The sequence below is a fragment of the Brumimicrobium aurantiacum genome (genome assembly GCF_003402975.1).
In the GTDB taxonomy this organism is placed as follows: domain Bacteria; phylum Bacteroidota; class Bacteroidia; order Flavobacteriales_D; family Crocinitomicaceae; genus Brumimicrobium; species Brumimicrobium aurantiacum.
The window spans coordinates 174383-191263 of record NZ_QURB01000005.1; the positions used below are offsets into that span (position 1 = coordinate 174383).

General features: G+C 34.0%; 14 protein-coding genes. 13 read left to right on the forward strand and 1 reads right to left on the reverse strand.

Annotated features, from left to right (window positions below; translation table 11 throughout):
- Positions 1–37 precede the first annotated feature (37 nt).
- The 7 genes from DXU93_RS09475 (at position 38) to DXU93_RS09505 (ending at position 6647) form a co-directional block, all read left to right on the forward strand.
- Complete coding sequence (locus DXU93_RS09475) at positions 38–2206, forward strand: tetratricopeptide repeat-containing sensor histidine kinase (RefSeq protein ID WP_116881044.1); 2169 nt, start codon at positions 38–40, stop codon at positions 2204–2206.
- On the forward strand, positions 2196–2942 hold the full coding sequence (locus DXU93_RS09480) for a LytR/AlgR family response regulator transcription factor (RefSeq protein ID WP_116881045.1): 747 nt from the start codon (positions 2196–2198) through the stop codon (positions 2940–2942). The genes DXU93_RS09475 and DXU93_RS09480 overlap by 11 nt, the downstream gene beginning before the upstream one ends.
- A gap of 39 nt (positions 2943–2981) precedes the next feature.
- The gene (locus tag DXU93_RS09485) at positions 2982–3614 is read left to right on the forward strand and encodes a DsbA family oxidoreductase (RefSeq protein WP_116881046.1); all 633 of its coding nucleotides are present in this window, start codon (positions 2982–2984) and stop codon (positions 3612–3614) included.
- Positions 3615–3716: 102 nt separating this feature from the next.
- The gene (locus tag DXU93_RS09490) at positions 3717–4331 is read left to right on the forward strand and encodes a hypothetical protein (RefSeq protein ID WP_116881047.1); all 615 of its coding nucleotides are present in this window, start codon (positions 3717–3719) and stop codon (positions 4329–4331) included.
- A 3-nt stretch (positions 4332–4334) separates the two neighbouring features.
- Positions 4335–4625 carry a winged helix-turn-helix domain-containing protein gene (locus DXU93_RS09495; protein ID WP_116881048.1) on the forward strand — a complete coding sequence of 97 codons (291 nt, stop codon included), beginning with the start codon at positions 4335–4337 and terminating at the stop codon, positions 4623–4625.
- Positions 4626–4678: 53 nt separating this feature from the next.
- A complete protein-coding gene (locus tag DXU93_RS09500; protein ID WP_116881049.1) occupies positions 4679–5968 on the forward strand; it encodes a DUF4153 domain-containing protein in 1290 nt (429 codons plus the stop codon).
- Positions 5969–6131: 163 nt separating this feature from the next.
- On the forward strand, positions 6132–6647 hold the full coding sequence (locus DXU93_RS09505) for a biotin transporter BioY (RefSeq protein WP_116881050.1): 516 nt from the start codon (positions 6132–6134) through the stop codon (positions 6645–6647).
- 36 nt (positions 6648–6683) lie between these two features.
- Here the strand turns inward: DXU93_RS09505 and rlmN are convergent, their stop codons facing one another.
- The gene (gene rlmN / locus DXU93_RS09510) at positions 6684–7748 is read right to left on the reverse strand and encodes a 23S rRNA (adenine(2503)-C(2))-methyltransferase RlmN (protein ID WP_116881051.1); all 1065 of its coding nucleotides are present in this window, start codon (positions 7746–7748) and stop codon (positions 6684–6686) included.
- A 476-nt stretch (positions 7749–8224) separates the two neighbouring features.
- Between rlmN and DXU93_RS09515 the strand changes: the two genes are divergently transcribed.
- From DXU93_RS09515 to ileS, 6 genes are all read left to right on the forward strand, one after another.
- A complete protein-coding gene (locus tag DXU93_RS09515) occupies positions 8225–8635 on the forward strand; it encodes a DUF983 domain-containing protein (protein WP_116881052.1) in 411 nt (136 codons plus the stop codon).
- Complete coding sequence (trxA, locus tag DXU93_RS09520) at positions 8632–8928, forward strand: thioredoxin (protein ID WP_116881053.1); 297 nt, start codon at positions 8632–8634, stop codon at positions 8926–8928. The genes DXU93_RS09515 and trxA overlap by 4 nt, the downstream gene beginning before the upstream one ends.
- Positions 8929–9000: 72 nt before the next feature.
- Entirely contained in the window at positions 9001–9381 is a 381-nt protein-coding gene (gene rnpA / locus DXU93_RS09525; protein ID WP_116881054.1) for a ribonuclease P protein component, read from the forward strand.
- A gap of 46 nt (positions 9382–9427) precedes the next feature.
- Entirely contained in the window at positions 9428–11065 is a 1638-nt protein-coding gene (locus tag DXU93_RS09530; RefSeq protein ID WP_116881055.1) for a S41 family peptidase, read from the forward strand.
- Positions 11066–11074: 9 nt separating this feature from the next.
- Positions 11075–12613, forward strand: a complete 1539-nt coding sequence (locus DXU93_RS09535) for an O-antigen ligase family protein (protein ID WP_116881056.1) — start codon at positions 11075–11077, stop codon at positions 12611–12613.
- 186 nt (positions 12614–12799) lie between these two features.
- A complete protein-coding gene (gene ileS / locus DXU93_RS09540; RefSeq protein WP_116881057.1) occupies positions 12800–16222 on the forward strand; it encodes an isoleucine--tRNA ligase in 3423 nt (1140 codons plus the stop codon).
- Positions 16223–16881: the final 659 nt, after the last annotated feature.

Sequence of the window (16881 nt, forward strand, 5' to 3'; positions counted from 1 at the left end):
ATAAAACAATGAACACTAACAATATTGATTTTTTGGCATGAAAAGAATACTACTTCTATATGTATTGATTTTGCTTACTTTCTCAGTAAATGCTGAAGGTGAAGACAATTTCATCAATGAAATAGTAAATGCTAAAACTAAATTAGAAAAAGAGAAGCACTTTTTAAATTGGGTAAATTCACTAAGTCAAACCAATAACTTAAGTTGTGATTCCTTAATCATCAACCACAAACGATATATCGACCAGTTTTCCGAAGAAGGAAGTTTTTATTTATTGATTTATGGATTTAATAATGCAAGAATAGGTGGTTTAAACAACCCTGAAAGTAGATTTGCAAATTTCAGTATGAAGGCCCCCGATGTTCTACTCACCAGTGGAATGATAAAATTCCTCGAAAAGAGTTTGATCACAGATGAGGAATATACCACTCTAAAAAACAACATTGACCATTTTTCAGATCCTATTCGTAAAAGTCTTTTTTATACAATATCAACTGCCAAGACCAACATCACTAAACGTTCAAAAATTGATTTTTTGGAAAAGGCGTTGGAACAAGCTAAATTAGGTCCAACACAAACTTTAGCTTCCTCCATTTATGATATCATCTCGAATTTATACTTAGAAAATGAACAATTTGAATTAGCTCTTCTTAATCAACAAAAAGGAGTTTCCTTATCTCGAGAGAATAATTTAACCGCAAATACAGCATTTCACTTAGTAAGGATTGGTGAAATACATTTAAAACTAGGCAACTTAAACAAAGCAAAATCTAGCTTTAAAGAAGCAGAACAATTGGTTAAAAACACACAATTAGATTATATTCTTGGAACTTTATATAATTATTTAGGGGTGATTTATGAATTGGAATTCAAATACAAAAAAAGTATTTCTAACTATCAGAAATCATTGATAAAGTTTTACAATGTTCAGAACGAAGACGGCCTTGCCCGTACACATAAAAACATTGGTAAAGTATTTTGCACCAAAAATTATTTCGAATTAGCTGATGAAAATTATGACTTGAGCAATGAATTCTATCTTACGATTGGCGATTCTAGTGGATATGCTGATTTAAATTACTATCGATCTATTCTATACCTCAAACAAGATAAACTCGAAAAAGCTGAAAATGCCTTAATATCTGCAATTGAATATTGGACATCAAGGAAGAAAAAAATCCCACTAAAAAAAGCGTATTTGCAATATGCAAAAATCAAATCCGAACAAGGCTTGGTCAAAGCTTCGAATGATTATTTATTAAAATACATATCCGTTAGTGATAGTATTCACAAAGCAGAAACAGAACATAAGCTCGCTGAATTAAGTGAATTATATCAATCTGAGCAGAAGGAAAGAAAAATCATCGAACAAGAGAAAGAACTTGAACAACAACAAGCGGATAGAAATAAGGTTGAAAATGAGTTAACAATTTCGCGGTTAAAAACCAATCTGATGATTGTTATTTTCATCTTCGCTATCGGACTATTCATCATAATCTACATTACAATTAAGAATAAAAATAAGCGAGAACAGTTAGTCAACGCTCAAAAAGAAACGGAGTTGCAGCAGAAACTTTTACGTTCACAAATGAATCCACACTTCATATTCAATGCAATGACAGTCATTCAGAGTTACATTTATGATGAAGACACCTCTAATTCTACAAAGTTCTTGGTTCATTTTTCGAAACTCATGCGTTTAATGCTTGAAAACAATACCAAAGAATTTATTTCATTAGAAAAAGAAATGGAAATCATCAATCGTTATTTGGTGATTCAAAAGATGAGATTTGAGGAACGATTCGAATTTGTTATTGAAAATGAGACCATTAAAGATCTGTCAAACATATCTATCCCTCCAATGCTTATACAACCCTTTATTGAGAATGCAATTGAGCATGGGAATTTGGATCAAATTGAAGACGGAATGATTAAAATTCGCTGTGAAATAAAAGGAGATTTATTTATATTTACAATAGAAGATAATGGAATTGGAAGAAAGGCTTCTTCCCAACGAAAAACCAAAAATTCGGAGAACCATCAAAGCATGGCCATTAAACTTACAAGAGAAAGAATCGCTCTACTTAATAAAAAACATAAAAGAAAAGGTGAACTACGTATAGTTGATCTTAACAAAGCTGAAGAAACTGGAACCAAAGTTTTTATTTCTACTGCTTATAAAACTAATTATATAAATGAGTTATAAAGTAATCATAATAGACGATGAAGGTCGAACCAGATCTATGTTAAAAAAAATGGTTTCTAGCACAAACTTTCCTTTAAAAATTGTAGCAGAAGCTGACAGTGTACAATCAGGAATAGACGTCATCAACGAACACAACCCTGATATCGTTTTGTTAGACATTCAAATGCCAGATGGCTCTGGATTTGATTTATTAGATAGACTAAGGCATCGTAATTTTGAAATCATATTTGTTACTGCACATCAGGAATTTGCTATTCGAGCAATTAAATTCTCTGCCTTAGATTACATCCTTAAACCTGTAGAAATTGAAGAATTAGAAAGTGCTTTGGAAAATGCTATCGACACTATTCAATCAAAGTCTGATTTGTCAATGCGATATGAAACGCTGCTCGAAAACCTCAAACACAGTAATAAAAGAGTCGTGATAAGGACCAAAGGCTCTATGTATGTTGTAGACCTTAAAGACATCATCCATTGTCAATCCGATAGAAATTACACTTACTTTCATTTAACTGACGGAAGAAAGATTTTTACTTCCAGAACCATGAAAGAGTACGAGAATGTTTTAAGCCTTCCAGACTTTATTCGATGTCACCGTTCCCACATCATCAACTTTAATCACATAGAACGATACGAACGTGGAGATGGTGGTATAATCGTAATGAAAAATGGTTCAGAAGTTCCATTGTCGAGACAAAGTAAAGATCGTTTTATGGAACTTTTAGAAAGTTTATAAACAAAAGCTAAATCTAACTGTTTAGCTAAAAATAGAATTATGAAAATTGAAGTTTGGAGTGACATAAGATGTCCATTTTGTTATATAGGAAAAAGAAGATTAGAAAAAGCTATTGAGGCTCTTGGTGCAGAGAATATTGATGTTGAATACAAGAGCTTTCTATTGGATCCAAGTATAAAAACGGATGAAACAATAGATGCAAAAGAGCATTTAGCACATTCCAAAGGAATATCTGATGACGAAGTCACTAAAATGTTTGGACACGTTACTGAAATGGCTTCAGGTGAAGGTTTGAAATTTAATTTTGATTCTTCAATCGTTGCCAATTCAATCAATGCTCACCGACTTTTACACCTTGCTAAACAAGAAGGTAAACAAGCAGAAATGAAAGAAATCCTTTTGAAAGCACATTTCGAAGATGGAAAAAACATTGATGATGCGCCTACCCTAAAAGCCCTTGCTGAAATGGCAGGTTTGTCAAAAGACAAAAGTACAGAGGTTATCGAAAGCGATGCCTTTACAGAAGAAGTGAAAAACGATATTCAACAGGCAAGAGACATCGGCGTTCAAGGTGTTCCATTTTTTGTTGCCGAAGGTAAATACGCTGTATCAGGTGCTCAAAGTGTCGATGTTTTTAAAGGTTTCTTAGAAAAAGCACAAGAAGAAGCATAAAACTCATTTGAAGGGACTCTACCTCAAAAAACGTTAAAAAAGCATTTTTTTAAGGTGGAGTTTTTAAAAGTCAATTAACTTTGTATTTAAAAGTACTTTATTATGGCTGATAAAAATATAGATGATCTTAAGGCGATTCGTTCCATGATGGAACAATCATCAAGGTTTATTTCATTGAGTGGCTGGTCTGGTGTTTTCGCAGGAATTTACGCCTTGATAGCAGCAGGAACAGCATACATGCTCTTTGCAAATAGTGGTACGCATTATTTTGAAACGACTAACAGGACCATAAGTATTGACTTACTTAACCAACTTTTTGCGATAGGAATGATCACTCTCGTTCTCGCATTAACAACTGGTATTCTTTTTTCGGTAAGGAAAAGCAGAAAAAACAATCTCCAGATATGGAATCATGTCACTAAAAAGCTATTAATTAATCTTGCCGTTCCTTTAGCTATGGGAGGAATTTTCTGTTTTGCATTATTTTTAAATGGAAGTGCTGTTTTGATCGCTCCTACAACTTTAATATTTTATGGTCTTGCGCTTCTAAATGCTGGAAAATACACTTTCCCTGCAATAACATATTTAGGATATTGTCAGTTAGTTTTAGGAATTATCGGATTATTTTTTGTTGGAAAAGGACTCTTATTGTGGGCCATTGGTTTTGGAGTACTTCATATCATTTATGGTTTTTACATGCAAAAGAAATATCAATAACCAATGAATGTCCAAGAACTAAATAAAGACTTTGAAAATCGAACAAGACTTGGAATCATGTCTTCACTCATGGTGAACGATTGGCTCAGTTTTAAAGATCTGAAAGAATTGCTCAATGTAACGGATGGTAATTTGGCGAGTCATATCAAAGGACTTGAACGCAAAGAATATATTGAAGTCAAAAAAGAATTTATTGACCGCAAACCCAACACCACTTATCGTGTTACCCAATTGGGAAGAATGGAATTTAAAAAGCACATTGAAATACTTGAAAAACTAATCAAAGGGGAATAGTATATTTTTTTAAACCTGTACTTTGAATTTAAAAGTACTTTTAAATATTAATTATGAAGAGAAATAAAAAGTTAAATCTGACGCTTATCACGACAATCTTATTTGTCATCTTATTCTACAATCAATACATTGGTATAAACTTTGGAATCATTGCAATCGTTACCTGGCTGCTATTCCACCTGAATACTGATAAAAAAAGAAAAACGAAGAACTATTGGTTGCTTTCAGGTATGGTTTTTATCGGATTTATCTCACAAATCTATTATGCCGACACCTACTCCTTTTTTGCGCTTTTCATCGCTCTTTCAGCGTATGGAGTAAATGGAAAATATGAAAATCTAAACATTATTTTATACCCTTTTTTAAGGTTTTATAACTCCATAACTTTTATTTTCAGATTGCTTCATGGAAAATGGATGCCGTCCAAAAAAGCCAACAATAAAGTATTCACCAAAATCATAGCATTGGTAATTATACCTCTCATATTTTCTATTATTTTCCTCTTGGTTTATGCTACTGGAAGTAGTACTATATCAGACTTCTTTAAAAACTTATCTTTCTCATTTGATCCATCAAAAGTAATTCTACTCACATTATTAGGAGGGTTCTTTTTCTTTAACTTTTGGTTTACGCATTTACCGAGATTATTTGCAACTTATAATCAAAAAATGACCAACGATTTTGAGCCCCATCAACAAAAAGAGAGAAAACAAACAGTGGCTTTTCTTCCGCTAGACCTTGAACGTAAAAGTGGTGAAATCTCGCTCATCATGCTGAATATCTTTTTACTTATTTTTATCATCACTTTCAACTATGAGCAATTTTATCAAACAGCAACAGATACAACATTAAGCGATGCTACCCACGAAAGAGTTCAAACGATTATCTTCTCTATAGTTTTAGCTATTGCAGTGATCTTGTTTTACTTTAAATCAACATTCAATTTTGACCATGAAGCTACGCTCCTTAAAAAACTCACCTACTTTTGGATTGCCCTAAATGGAGTTTTAGTGCTTTCTGCCATAACCAAAAACACCGAATACATTTATGAATTTGGACTCACCCATAAAAGAATTGGTGTTTATATCTTCCTAATACTTTGTATCATTGGCTTATTTTTCTCTTACCTTAAAATCAAAAACAAGAAAACAAATATTTACCTCATCAATCGAATGACATGGACTTTCCTTATCGCATTCAATATTTGCAGTGTAATTAATTTCAGTTGGATCATCACCAAACACAATCTAACTGTAAACAAAGGCGTTGAAATACATTATTTAAGAAGCCTACATTACAATGATCAACTCTTGTACAATCACTTTAAAGAAGACTTAAAATAGAAAGATTTTATTCTCGATAAACGCATTTATCAATCGAATGAGCTCAAACAAGATATCCGTTCGCAAAACCTCTATATTAGATGCTTAGACTTAGAAGAATAAACAATCCTTAGTTTTAAATCCAACCCTATAAACTTCCAATTATCTTTTCTACATTTACTGCATGGAAAGCAGCATTCGGATTTTTATAGGGTTGATTTTTATCATCTTGTTTACGCAAATACAAATCGACATTGAATTATTGAATGTTGACATTCCAATCACTGGCCAAACCTTTGCTGTTTTATTGGTTGCTTATGTTTTTGGACTCAAAGATGGAACAATTTCTATCTTACTTTACTTGTTAATTGGCTTAGTAGGCCTACCAATTTTTGCAGATGGAGGAAATGGAATTAATGCTTTCAAAGGAAATAGTGGTGGCTATTTAATTGGGTTTCTATTTGGAGGTATTATAACAGCTTTGCTTTCAGAAAAATGGAGCAATACAATTAGCAATGCATTGATAACAGCTTTGCTTGGAACCCTAATTATCTTACTTTGCGGTGTAACGAGATTAGCGTTTAGTTTAGGAATTTCAGATGCGATACTTTATGGATTCAATCCATTTGTATTGGGTGGACTTGTGAAAATACTTCTTGGTGGAACCACCGGTTGGCTACTAAAAAAATATGTCATTTAAATGTATTGCGGACGGTTCATATTAAGTGGACCGATTCTACTTCAACATTCTTTCGGTAACCACTTCATTTTTATTGGCCAATTGTCCACAAGCGGCATCAATGTCTTTTCCTCTACTTCTGCGAACGTTAACAATGATGTTCTTATTTTCTAAATAGGCTGCAAAACGATCTACTTTTTTGGCATCTGCTTGCTGAAATTCACCATCATCAATCGGATTGTATTCAATGATATTCACTTTACATGGTACAATTTTGCAAAATTCGGCCAACTCTTGTGCGTCTTCCAATTCATCATTAAAATCTCTAAAGATGATGTATTCATAAGTTACTCTCGTTCCTGTTTTCCCATAGAAATATCGTAATGACTCTGCCAAGACCTCTAAATTATTGGTCTCGTTAATCGCCATGATTTTATTACGTTTTTTATCATTCGCTGCATGAAGAGAAAGTGCCAAGTTGAACTTTACTTCGTCATCACCTAGTTTTTTAATCATTTTGGCAATTCCAGCAGTGGAAACAGTAATACGTTTTGGAGACATTCCCAATCCTTCTTCAGAAGTAATTTTATCAATGCTTTCCAACATGTTTTTATAGTTGAGCAGTGGTTCACCCATTCCCATATAAACAATGTTGCTCAAGTTTTGGTTATACTTGTTTTCCGAGAGGTTTTTCAAGTGAACGACTTGATCTACAATCTCACCCGCAGATAAATTCTTCAGTAATTTAAGTTTTCCGGTAGCACAAAATTTACACGCCAAACTACATCCAACTTGCGAAGAAATACATGCAGTCATCCTTGTTTTTGTAGGAATCAAAACACCTTCAACAACTTTTCCTACCCCAACATTGAATGCACATTTTATGGTACGGTCACTAGAAACTTGTTGTTCATCCAAGGTAATATGGTCAATAAAGAAAGTTTCCTTTAATTGCTCACGAAGCTTAACACTTAGGTTTGTCATTTCGTCAAAATTGGCGGCATTCTTCTGCCATAACCATTCGTAAACTTGCGTTGCACGAAATGATTTTTCACCCATTTCAGTAAATGCTTTCTTTAAATCTCCTTTGGTTAACGACCGTATATTTTTCTTCTTTTCCATAAATGCGGTGCAAAGTTCGATGTTATTTTTAGAATAGGCAAGAATAAGGTATCAATATTCAATGTAAATGCAGAAGAATGATAGTTGAGTAGAATTCACCCACGCTGTGGGTTGTAAGCTTCTAAATCACCACAGCGTGGTGAGATGTTAATAAAAAAGTAGAATCAACAATCATAAAGCCACAGCGTGGCGACACTTAAACATAAAACCAACCAAACGATATGCTGAAAATATAAAGTCCATTAAGAAAAGCCTTCACTAGTGTTAATAAAGACAGTGAAGAATGACATTAATCAAATTTCATGCTATCTTCAAATTTTTGATAGCTCAATCTTTTAAGGTGAAAATGACGAATTTGTTCAAAAACTAAATCTACTTACAGGAAAAACACGTGATTGGCATTTAAAATGATTCTAAAGTGAATGATAATGTAATAAAAGTCACAAACCAATTGATATTATTTTTATCTTTGCTGTATGGGTTGGAAAGGTAGTAGAGTAAAAAGCGTGTTGACAAATAAATGTCCACGATGTCATGAAGGAAAGGTGTTTAAATACAGTCAAATCTTCAACTTAAAGAAGTTTGATAAAATGCACGAATATTGTCCAAGTTGTGGACATAAATACGAAAAAGAACATGGTTTTTTCTATGGAGCCATGTATGCTTCTTATGCCGTTACGGTTGCTTTTTCCGTAACCATATTCCTTTCCGTTTATCTTATTTATCCCGAAACACCATATTGGGTACATATTATTGATATTTTGGTTGGATTAGTGGTTTTGGCGCCTTTAAGCTATAGATTGGGAAGACTCGTTTGGATTAACTTATTCACAGGTTATGACCCTGAAGCCATTCAAAAATTCAAAGAAGAAAAAGAAAAGTCATGAGTAGTTTTAAAGACATTATCAAAGGTGATACACCTGTTTTAGTAGATTTTCATGCCGATTGGTGTGGACCGTGTCAAACGATGAATCCAATTGTTGATGAAATTAAATCTCAGTATGGCGAAAAGTTACGTGTACTTAAAATCAACGTCGATAAAAACCAAGCGGCTTCACAAAAATATAAAGTAAGAGGTGTTCCTACCTTTCTCTTATTCAAAAATGGTGAAATCAACTGGAGAGCCTCCGGTTTGCAATCACGTGCCGATTTAAAAAGTGAAATTGATAAGGTTGTGTAATATTATATTTTCTGAATTCCTTCTTATTGAATACAACTCATAAAGTCACCAAAAAACCACTACTTTTACAGCATGAATGAAAAGTTCGGGAAAGAATATAAATTGTGCAGTAAAAAAGTGATGACAGCTGTTTTTGAGAAAGGAAAAACAGAAAAAAACTATCCTTTTGTTTTACGTTATTTAGACACAGATTTAAAAACCAATACGTGTTTTCAAATTGTTATTTCTGTACCGAAAAGAAGATTCAAAAAAGCGGTGGATCGCAATAGAATAAAGCGATTGATAAGAGAAGCGGTACGAAAAAACAAACATATTATTGAGCAGTCAATGACCGAAAACCAACCTCAACTCGCTTTGTTTTTAATCTACACCGGAAACAAAGAAGAGCCATATCAAAAGATCTACGATAAAATAGAAGCACTTTTTCTACGTTTAGTGAAGAACAGGGCTTAATTTATTGCCTTTATCATTACATTTGAAGTCTAAAATCTAGTTTTTTATGCGAAATATTTATGCAATTGCCATTTTTATTCTTTTTGGAGTAAATTTCAACAGTCATTCTCAATCGAATGGTTTTGAGGTTATCAAAAATCTTGAACTTATCGATTTGATTTACATGAACTTGGACAAGTATTATGTGGACGAACCTAAAACTGGAGAAATTTCAAAAGCTGCAATTGATGCAATGTTACATGAATTAGATCCTTACACAGTTTACTATCACGAATCAAACATTGAAGATTATCGACTCATGACCACTGGGCAATATGGTGGAATTGGGGCTTTAATTAGAAAAACGGGAGACCATGTAATAATTGCTGAACCGTATGAAAATATGCCTGCACAAAAAGCAGGTTTAAAAGCAGGGGACAAAATCATATCGATTGACGGAAAAAGCATGAAAAATGTAGACTCAGAAGTGGTTTCTAATGCTTTAAAAGGTGCAAAAGGGTCAACTTTTATGCTGGAATTCGAACGTCCAAATCAAGGTGTAAGAACCATTGAGGTGAGTAGAGATGAAATTAAAGTACCTGACGTTCCATATTCTGGGATGGTCGACGAAAAAGGAAAGGTTGGATACATCAAATTGAGTTCTTTTACTCAAACTGCTTCTCGAAACGTAAAATCTGCATTCGAAGATTTGTCAAAAGATGGAATGGAAAAATTGATTTTAGATTTGCGCGGAAATGGCGGAGGTTTGCTCATGGAATCTATCAATATTGTTAACTTTTTTGTTCCTCAAAATGAAGAAATCGTAAAAACAAAAGGTAGAATTTTAGACGAAAACAGGACTTACAAAACACAAAATGCTCCATTAGATATAGATATTCCGGTAGTTGTTTTGGTGGATGAATTCTCTGCATCTGCATCTGAGATTGTTTCAGGTTCCTTACAAGATTTGGATAGAGGAGTAATTATAGGAAACACCACTTTTGGAAAAGGTTTGGTACAAAGAACAATTGATTTGAAGTATGGAGCTAAAATGAAGTTGACCATTGCAAAATATTATACGCCTTCTGGACGATGTGTGCAGAAGTTAGATTATTACCATAAAAATGACGGAAAAGTAGATGAAGTCCCTGATTCGTTAATAAAAATATTCCACACCAAAAACGGAAGAGAAGTAATTGACGGTCGAGGGATTGAACCAGACATTAAAATTGAAGAAGAAAATTTGTCAAGATTTACTGCGGTTTTAACTGCGGAGAATATCATTTTTGATTTTGCAACGCAATTTGCGCAACAAAACGAAGAAATTGCATCTGCTGAAGAATTTTTTGTCGGTGATAAAATTTATAAAGAATTCAAAAACTACGTGTTAAAGCAAGACTTCGAATATAAAACTGCAACACAAGAACGATTAGAAAATGTTCTGGAGGTTGCCAAAAGAGAAGGCTATGAAGAGAAAATAGATGGCGAATTCGAAGCCCTTGAAAAAGTGGTTAAAGCATCAAAGAAAGATGATTTAGATTTGTTTGAAGACCAAATTAAAGAAATATTGGCCAATGAAATAGTTTCTCGTTACTATTATCAAGAAGGTCGAGTTTTGAACGCCTTCAACGACGACAAACCATTGAAAAAAGCAATTGAAATTCTGAACAACGAATCAGAATACAAAGCCATTTTAACACCTTAAAACAAACAAATGCTTAACCGAATATTCGGTCCTAAAACCCACGACAATATTAATTTATTTGCCGTGTTTTCTCTTGCTATTGGATTACCATTAAACAAAGTGGTGATGTCTTTAGCAACAGCTTTACTTGCCCTTAATTTTCTACTCAACGGAGATTTTAAGAATGTAATTTCTCGTGTAAAAAAGAGCAAAACAACCTGGTTTATTGCGATCGTATTTCTACTTCATTTTGTCGGTGTTTTTTACTCCACAGACCTTAACTACGCATTACGTGACATCAACATTAAATTGCCATTATTTGTTATTCCTATCGTCATGATTGCTTATCCAATTAAGCAAAGTCAATTGAAATACATATTATTTGGATTTATAGCTTCATTATTGCTTACCTCAATAGTGAATATCAACTTTATGCTCAATCACCCTGAGGCCAATTACCGAGAATTTTCGCGCTTTGGTTCTCATATTCGCTATGGTTTACTCATTGTGATGGGAATATTGGTAATTCTTCACTTTACCCTAAAAAACAAGAAATGGTGGCCTTTACATGTCGTCATAATCATTTGGTTAATTTACTATACCATCATGAGCCAAGTATTTAGTGGTTATGTTGCGCTTTGCTTTTTAGGATTGGGCTGTTTTATTTACTTTATCATGCAAGTCAAGAATTTCAAGGTTCGTTCTCTGGTGATTCTTATTTTCTTTGGTAGTTTAATTTTTGCCGGGTATAAAAGCTATGACTTTTTAACACCTGATCAATCATTGTTGAATTTTAGTGACCTTCCAACACATAGTCAACAAGGAACACCTTATTATAACGACACCACTACCCTATGGTTTGAAAATGGTCATCATGTCCCTTCTTTAATTGCAGAGAATGAATTAAAAAAGGAATGGAAAAAGCGATCCGAAATTCCTTTCAATGGTCTTACTAAAGATGGTAAAAATATCAAACCGGTTATTTTCTGTTATATGAGCTCCAAAGGACTTCCCAAAGACAAAGTTGGGATGGATCAACTAACACCAAAAGATATTGAAAACATTGAAAACGGGATAACTTCAATACATCTTACATACAATCCGTTCAAAAAACGTTTAACCCAATTGAGAAATGAGTTATACCTTTATTCCATCGGTTTTGACCCTGATGGAAATTCTCTGCTACAACGATTTGAACATTGGAGGGCAGGCTCAATTATTATCCAAAACAATTGGTTATTTGGAGTTGGTACTGGTGATTTGCAAATATCTTTCAACGAAGTATATTCTGAAATGGATTCTCAATTAAACCCTTCTTTTTGGAGAAGAGCCCACAACCAATTCATGACATTTTGGATTTCCTTTGGGATTTTTGGATTTATAATCTTCACTTCATTTTGGTGCTTTTACTTATGGAAAAACATCTCTCTTCACAACTTTATAGGAATCGGATTTGCTTTAATTTCCATTGGTTCTTTTATATCTGAAGACACTTTAGAAACTCAGCAAGGCGCCACCTTCATCGCTTTATTCTTAGGTATTGTTGCCATAATGAATTACAAAAAATGATAGGTGATTTCGATAAATTTCAACACATTTAATAACAGTCTTGCGTATCTAATTCATTTACCCAACTTCATCAATATCATAACAACTGATTTTATGCAATAAGATGTCATAATCATCTCCGACTTCGTTTGCAATGCATTCCGATTAAAATGATTAAATTTGCAAACTGCAAAATAAAGGCAAATTATGAGCGCAAAATATCAAGAATACAAAGGGTTGAATTTACCCGAATCAGCAAAAAAAGTTGCTGAGAAATGGAAACAAGAAAATGTTTTTCAAGCTTCAATTGATTCTAAAAGTGATGAAAAATCATTTGTGTTTTTCGAAGGTCCGCCTTCAGCAAATGGACTTCCTGGAATTCACCACGTTATGGCGCGATCAATTAAAGATATTTTTTGTCGCTATAAAACGCTAAAAGGATATAAAGTTAACCGTAAAGCAGGTTGGGATACACACGGTTTGCCTGTAGAATTGAGTGTTGAAAAAGAATTGGGAATTACCAAGGAAGATATCGGAGACAAAATTTCGGTTGAAGAATACAATGCTGCATGTAAAAAAACAGTGATGCGCTACACAGATGTGTGGAACGACTTGACTGAAAAAATGGGATATTGGGTAGACATGGAAAATCCATACATTACTTACGAATCAAAATACATGGAAAGTGTTTGGTGGTTATTGGGTCAATTGTATGAGAAAAACATGATCTACAAAGGTTATACAATTCAACCTTATTCGCCAAAAGCAGGAACAGGTTTATCATCTCACGAGATCAACCAACCCGGATGTTACCAAGATGTAAAAGATACAACGTGTGTTGCTCAATTTAAAGTAGTGAAAAACGAGGATTCAGCACCACTTTACGCTTCAATCGAAGGAGAAGAATTGAATGATGTTCACTTACTAGCTTGGACAACAACGCCTTGGACTTTGCCTTCAAATACTGCATTAACTGTTGGTCCAAAAATCGAATATGTTGTGGTTAAATCTTTTAACCAATATACTTTTGAGCCAATTAATGTTGTTGTTGCTTTGCCTTTATTGAAAAAGCAGTTCAATAAGAAGTTTACACAGGTTGAATCTGTTGAAGATCTGAAATCATACAAAGAAGGAGACAAGAAAATTCCATATTTCGTTGGAAAAACCTTTACAGGGAAAGAATTAGCAGGAATGCGTTATGAGCAATTATTGCCTTATGCATTACCGTTGGAAAATCCTGAAAACGCATTCCAAGTGATCTTAGGAGATTTCGTAACTACTGAAGATGGTACAGGAATCGTACATACTGCTCCAACATTTGGTGCGGATGATGCCATGGTCGCTAAGCAGGCCAATGTTCCTGGAATGTTAGTTGCCGATGAACATGGAAATCCAGTTCCTTTGGTTGACTTACAAGGTAAATTCCGTCCAGAAATGGGTGAATTTGCAGGAATGTATGTGAAAAATGAATATTATGATGAAGGTCAAGCACCTGAAAAATCAGTAGATGTTCAAATCGCAATTAAATTAAAGGAAGAAAATAAGGCTTTCCGTGTTGAGAAATACGAACACAGTTACCCGCACTGTTGGAGAACTGACAAGCCAATCTTATACTACCCATTGGATTCTTGGTTTGTGCGTGTAACGGATAACAAAGACCGCATGATGGAATTGAATAAGACCATCAATTGGCAACCAGAATCTACTGGAACTGGACGTTTCGGGAAATGGTTAGAAAACCTTAACGATTGGAATTTATCTCGTTCGCGTTATTGGGGTATTCCAATTCCAATTTGGAGAACTGATGAAGGAGAAGAGTCTATTTGTATTTCTTCAATCAAACAATTGAAAGAGGAATGTCAAAAAGCTGTTGAAGCAGGTGTAATGGATAGTAATCCGTTGGCTGATTTCGACGTGAATGACATGTCAAAAGAAAACTACGATCAAGTAGATTTACATAAAAACTACGTTGACCAAATCACACTTGTTTCTGCATCAGGAAAACCGATGAAAAGAGAAGCAGATTTAATTGATGTGTGGTTTGATTCAGGTTCTATGCCTTATGCTCAATGGCATTACCCATTTGAAAACAAGGAATTAATTGACGGAAATAAAGCTTTCCCTGGTGATTTTATCGCCGAAGGAGTTGACCAAACGAGAGGTTGGTTTTATACGCTGCATGCAATTGCTACAAGTGTATTTGATTCTGTAGCATACAAAAATGTAATTTCAAACGGATTAGTGTTAGACAAGAACGGACAGAAAATGTCTAAACGACTTGGAAACGCTGTTGATCCATTTGTAACTTTAGAAAAATTTGGACCAGATGCTACACGTTGGTACATGGTTACAAACGCTTCCCCTTGGGATAATTTGAAGTTTGACACAGAAGGAATTAAAGAAACACAACGTAAGTTTTTTGGAACCCTTTACAATACTTATTCTTTCTTTGCTTTATACGCAAACATCGATGGTTTCTCTTACGATGAGGAAAGAATAGCAACGAGTGAAAGACCTGAAATTGACCGTTGGATTATTTCAAAATTGAATTCATTGATCAAGGATGTTGATGAAGCATTTGAAACATACGAGCCAACAAAAGCGGGACGTTTAATTCAGAATTTTGTGAATGATCAATTGTCAAATTGGTACGTTCGTTTATGTAGAAGACGATTCTGGAAAGGAGAATATTCTGCAGATAAAATTTCAGCATACCAAACTTTGTACGAATGTTTAGAAGCTGTTGCGATTATCAGTGCGCCTATTGCACCATTCTATACAGATGAATTATTCTGTGATTTGAATAGTATTTCAGGTCGTCATACTGCAACATCAGTTCATTTGGCTGATTTCCCAACGGTAAGTGAGGAAGATATCGACAAAGAATTGGAAGCACAAATGGAAATTGCACAAAAAGTTTCTTCTATGGCTTTAAGTCTACGTAAGAAGGAACGTATACGTGTACGTCAACCATTACAGAAAATCATGGTTCCTATTTTAGATCCAAGTTTTAAATCTAGAATAGAACACGTAAAAGATTTGATTCTTTCTGAAATAAATGTGAAAGAATTGGTGTTATTGGAAGATACAACAGGCGTTTTAACGAAGAAGATTAAGCCAAACTTTAAAACTATTGGTCCTAAATACGGAAAGCAAATGAAGGCGATTGCTGGAATGGTGAACGCTTGGGGAGATGCAGAAATTGCTGCTGTAGAATCGAACCAAGGTTGGTCTGGAGAAGTGAATGGAGAAGCAATTGTTTTAGACATGAATGACTTTGAAATCGTTACAGATGACATTCCTGGTTGGTTAGTAACTTCAGAAGGTGGAATTACCGTTGCGATGGACATTACGATTTCCCCAGAATTAAAGCAAGAAGGAATTGCAAGAGAATTGGTAAATCGTATTCAAAACTTCAGAAAAGAAGCAGAATTTGAAGTGACAGACAAGATTGTTGTTTCGATAGAAACTACAGAAGAAATCAGTGCTGCAATCAATGAAAATAAAGCATACATTGCCGATGAAGTATTGGCAAATGAAATAACAATTGACGAGCCAAAAGGAAAAGTTTACACGGCAGATATCGAAGTTGAAGGAGACGCAAAAATTGGTTTGGAAAAAGTAGGGTAATCCTGAATTCCATTTTAAAAAATATACTATCGGTGAGGGTTTCATCCCTCACTGATGGTTATCAATTGAATTATGATTGTTATTATTTTCACATTCATTTTTATAATTTGCTGGATTATCGGAATGATAACTATGTTAAGAATAGCTGTCATTAAGAAAAAAATAAATTCAGATTTAGCTGGAATAGGTCCTCGACTAAATAATCCGATGAATACGAGTTCTTTGACTCAGTCGACCGACAAAATCAAAAGTAGTTCTTCTTATTTTTTAAAGATGATCACTAACTTTGGTTCATCCAAACACACTCGAAACTATGTCAATAGCCTAATCAAGCTTTCAGAAATTGAGCAGTTAAATGATTCGGAAATCTCATTAAAGATAGACAAATTCATAAAATTATTTTCACTTTTCTCGAGAGTTTGGGTAATTGCGATGCTCTCTATTCTCCTTGCTTTTGTTTTTTCATAATTGGTGCGATACATAAGTATTAGCTAATTAATAAAGACTTTCATATTAGCCATTTCTAATGGTTATCAAAAACACACGATTATTCACTAAAACACATGAACTATCGATGAGGGTTTCGATCCTCACCAATAGTGATTAGATTGACTTGATTTTGGCGAGATTTCAATAAAATCATGACAAAATAAATGAGG

What these genes read in the sequence shown, in the direction of transcription:
- DXU93_RS09475 (WP_116881044.1), top strand. Translation starts at nt 38, where the DNA reads ATGAAAAGAATACTACTTCTATATGTATTGATTTTGCTTACTTTCTCA.
- DXU93_RS09480 (WP_116881045.1), top strand. Translation starts at nt 2,196, where the DNA reads ATGAGTTATAAAGTAATCATAATAGACGATGAAGGTCGAACCAGATCT.
- DXU93_RS09485 (WP_116881046.1), top strand. Translation starts at nt 2,982, where the DNA reads ATGAAAATTGAAGTTTGGAGTGACATAAGATGTCCATTTTGTTATATA.
- DXU93_RS09490 (WP_116881047.1), top strand. Translation starts at nt 3,717, where the DNA reads ATGGCTGATAAAAATATAGATGATCTTAAGGCGATTCGTTCCATGATG.
- DXU93_RS09495 (WP_116881048.1), top strand. Translation starts at nt 4,335, where the DNA reads ATGAATGTCCAAGAACTAAATAAAGACTTTGAAAATCGAACAAGACTT.
- DXU93_RS09500 (WP_116881049.1), top strand. Translation starts at nt 4,679, where the DNA reads ATGAAGAGAAATAAAAAGTTAAATCTGACGCTTATCACGACAATCTTA.
- DXU93_RS09505 (WP_116881050.1), top strand. Translation starts at nt 6,132, where the DNA reads ATGGAAAGCAGCATTCGGATTTTTATAGGGTTGATTTTTATCATCTTG.
- rlmN (WP_116881051.1), bottom strand. Translation starts at nt 7,748, where the DNA reads ATGGAAAAGAAGAAAAATATACGGTCGTTAACCAAAGGAGATTTAAAG.
- DXU93_RS09515 (WP_116881052.1), top strand. Translation starts at nt 8,225, where the DNA reads ATGGGTTGGAAAGGTAGTAGAGTAAAAAGCGTGTTGACAAATAAATGT.
- trxA (WP_116881053.1), top strand. Translation starts at nt 8,632, where the DNA reads ATGAGTAGTTTTAAAGACATTATCAAAGGTGATACACCTGTTTTAGTA.
- rnpA (WP_116881054.1), top strand. Translation starts at nt 9,001, where the DNA reads ATGAATGAAAAGTTCGGGAAAGAATATAAATTGTGCAGTAAAAAAGTG.
- DXU93_RS09530 (WP_116881055.1), top strand. Translation starts at nt 9,428, where the DNA reads ATGCGAAATATTTATGCAATTGCCATTTTTATTCTTTTTGGAGTAAAT.
- DXU93_RS09535 (WP_116881056.1), top strand. Translation starts at nt 11,075, where the DNA reads ATGCTTAACCGAATATTCGGTCCTAAAACCCACGACAATATTAATTTA.
- ileS (WP_116881057.1), top strand. Translation starts at nt 12,800, where the DNA reads ATGAGCGCAAAATATCAAGAATACAAAGGGTTGAATTTACCCGAATCA.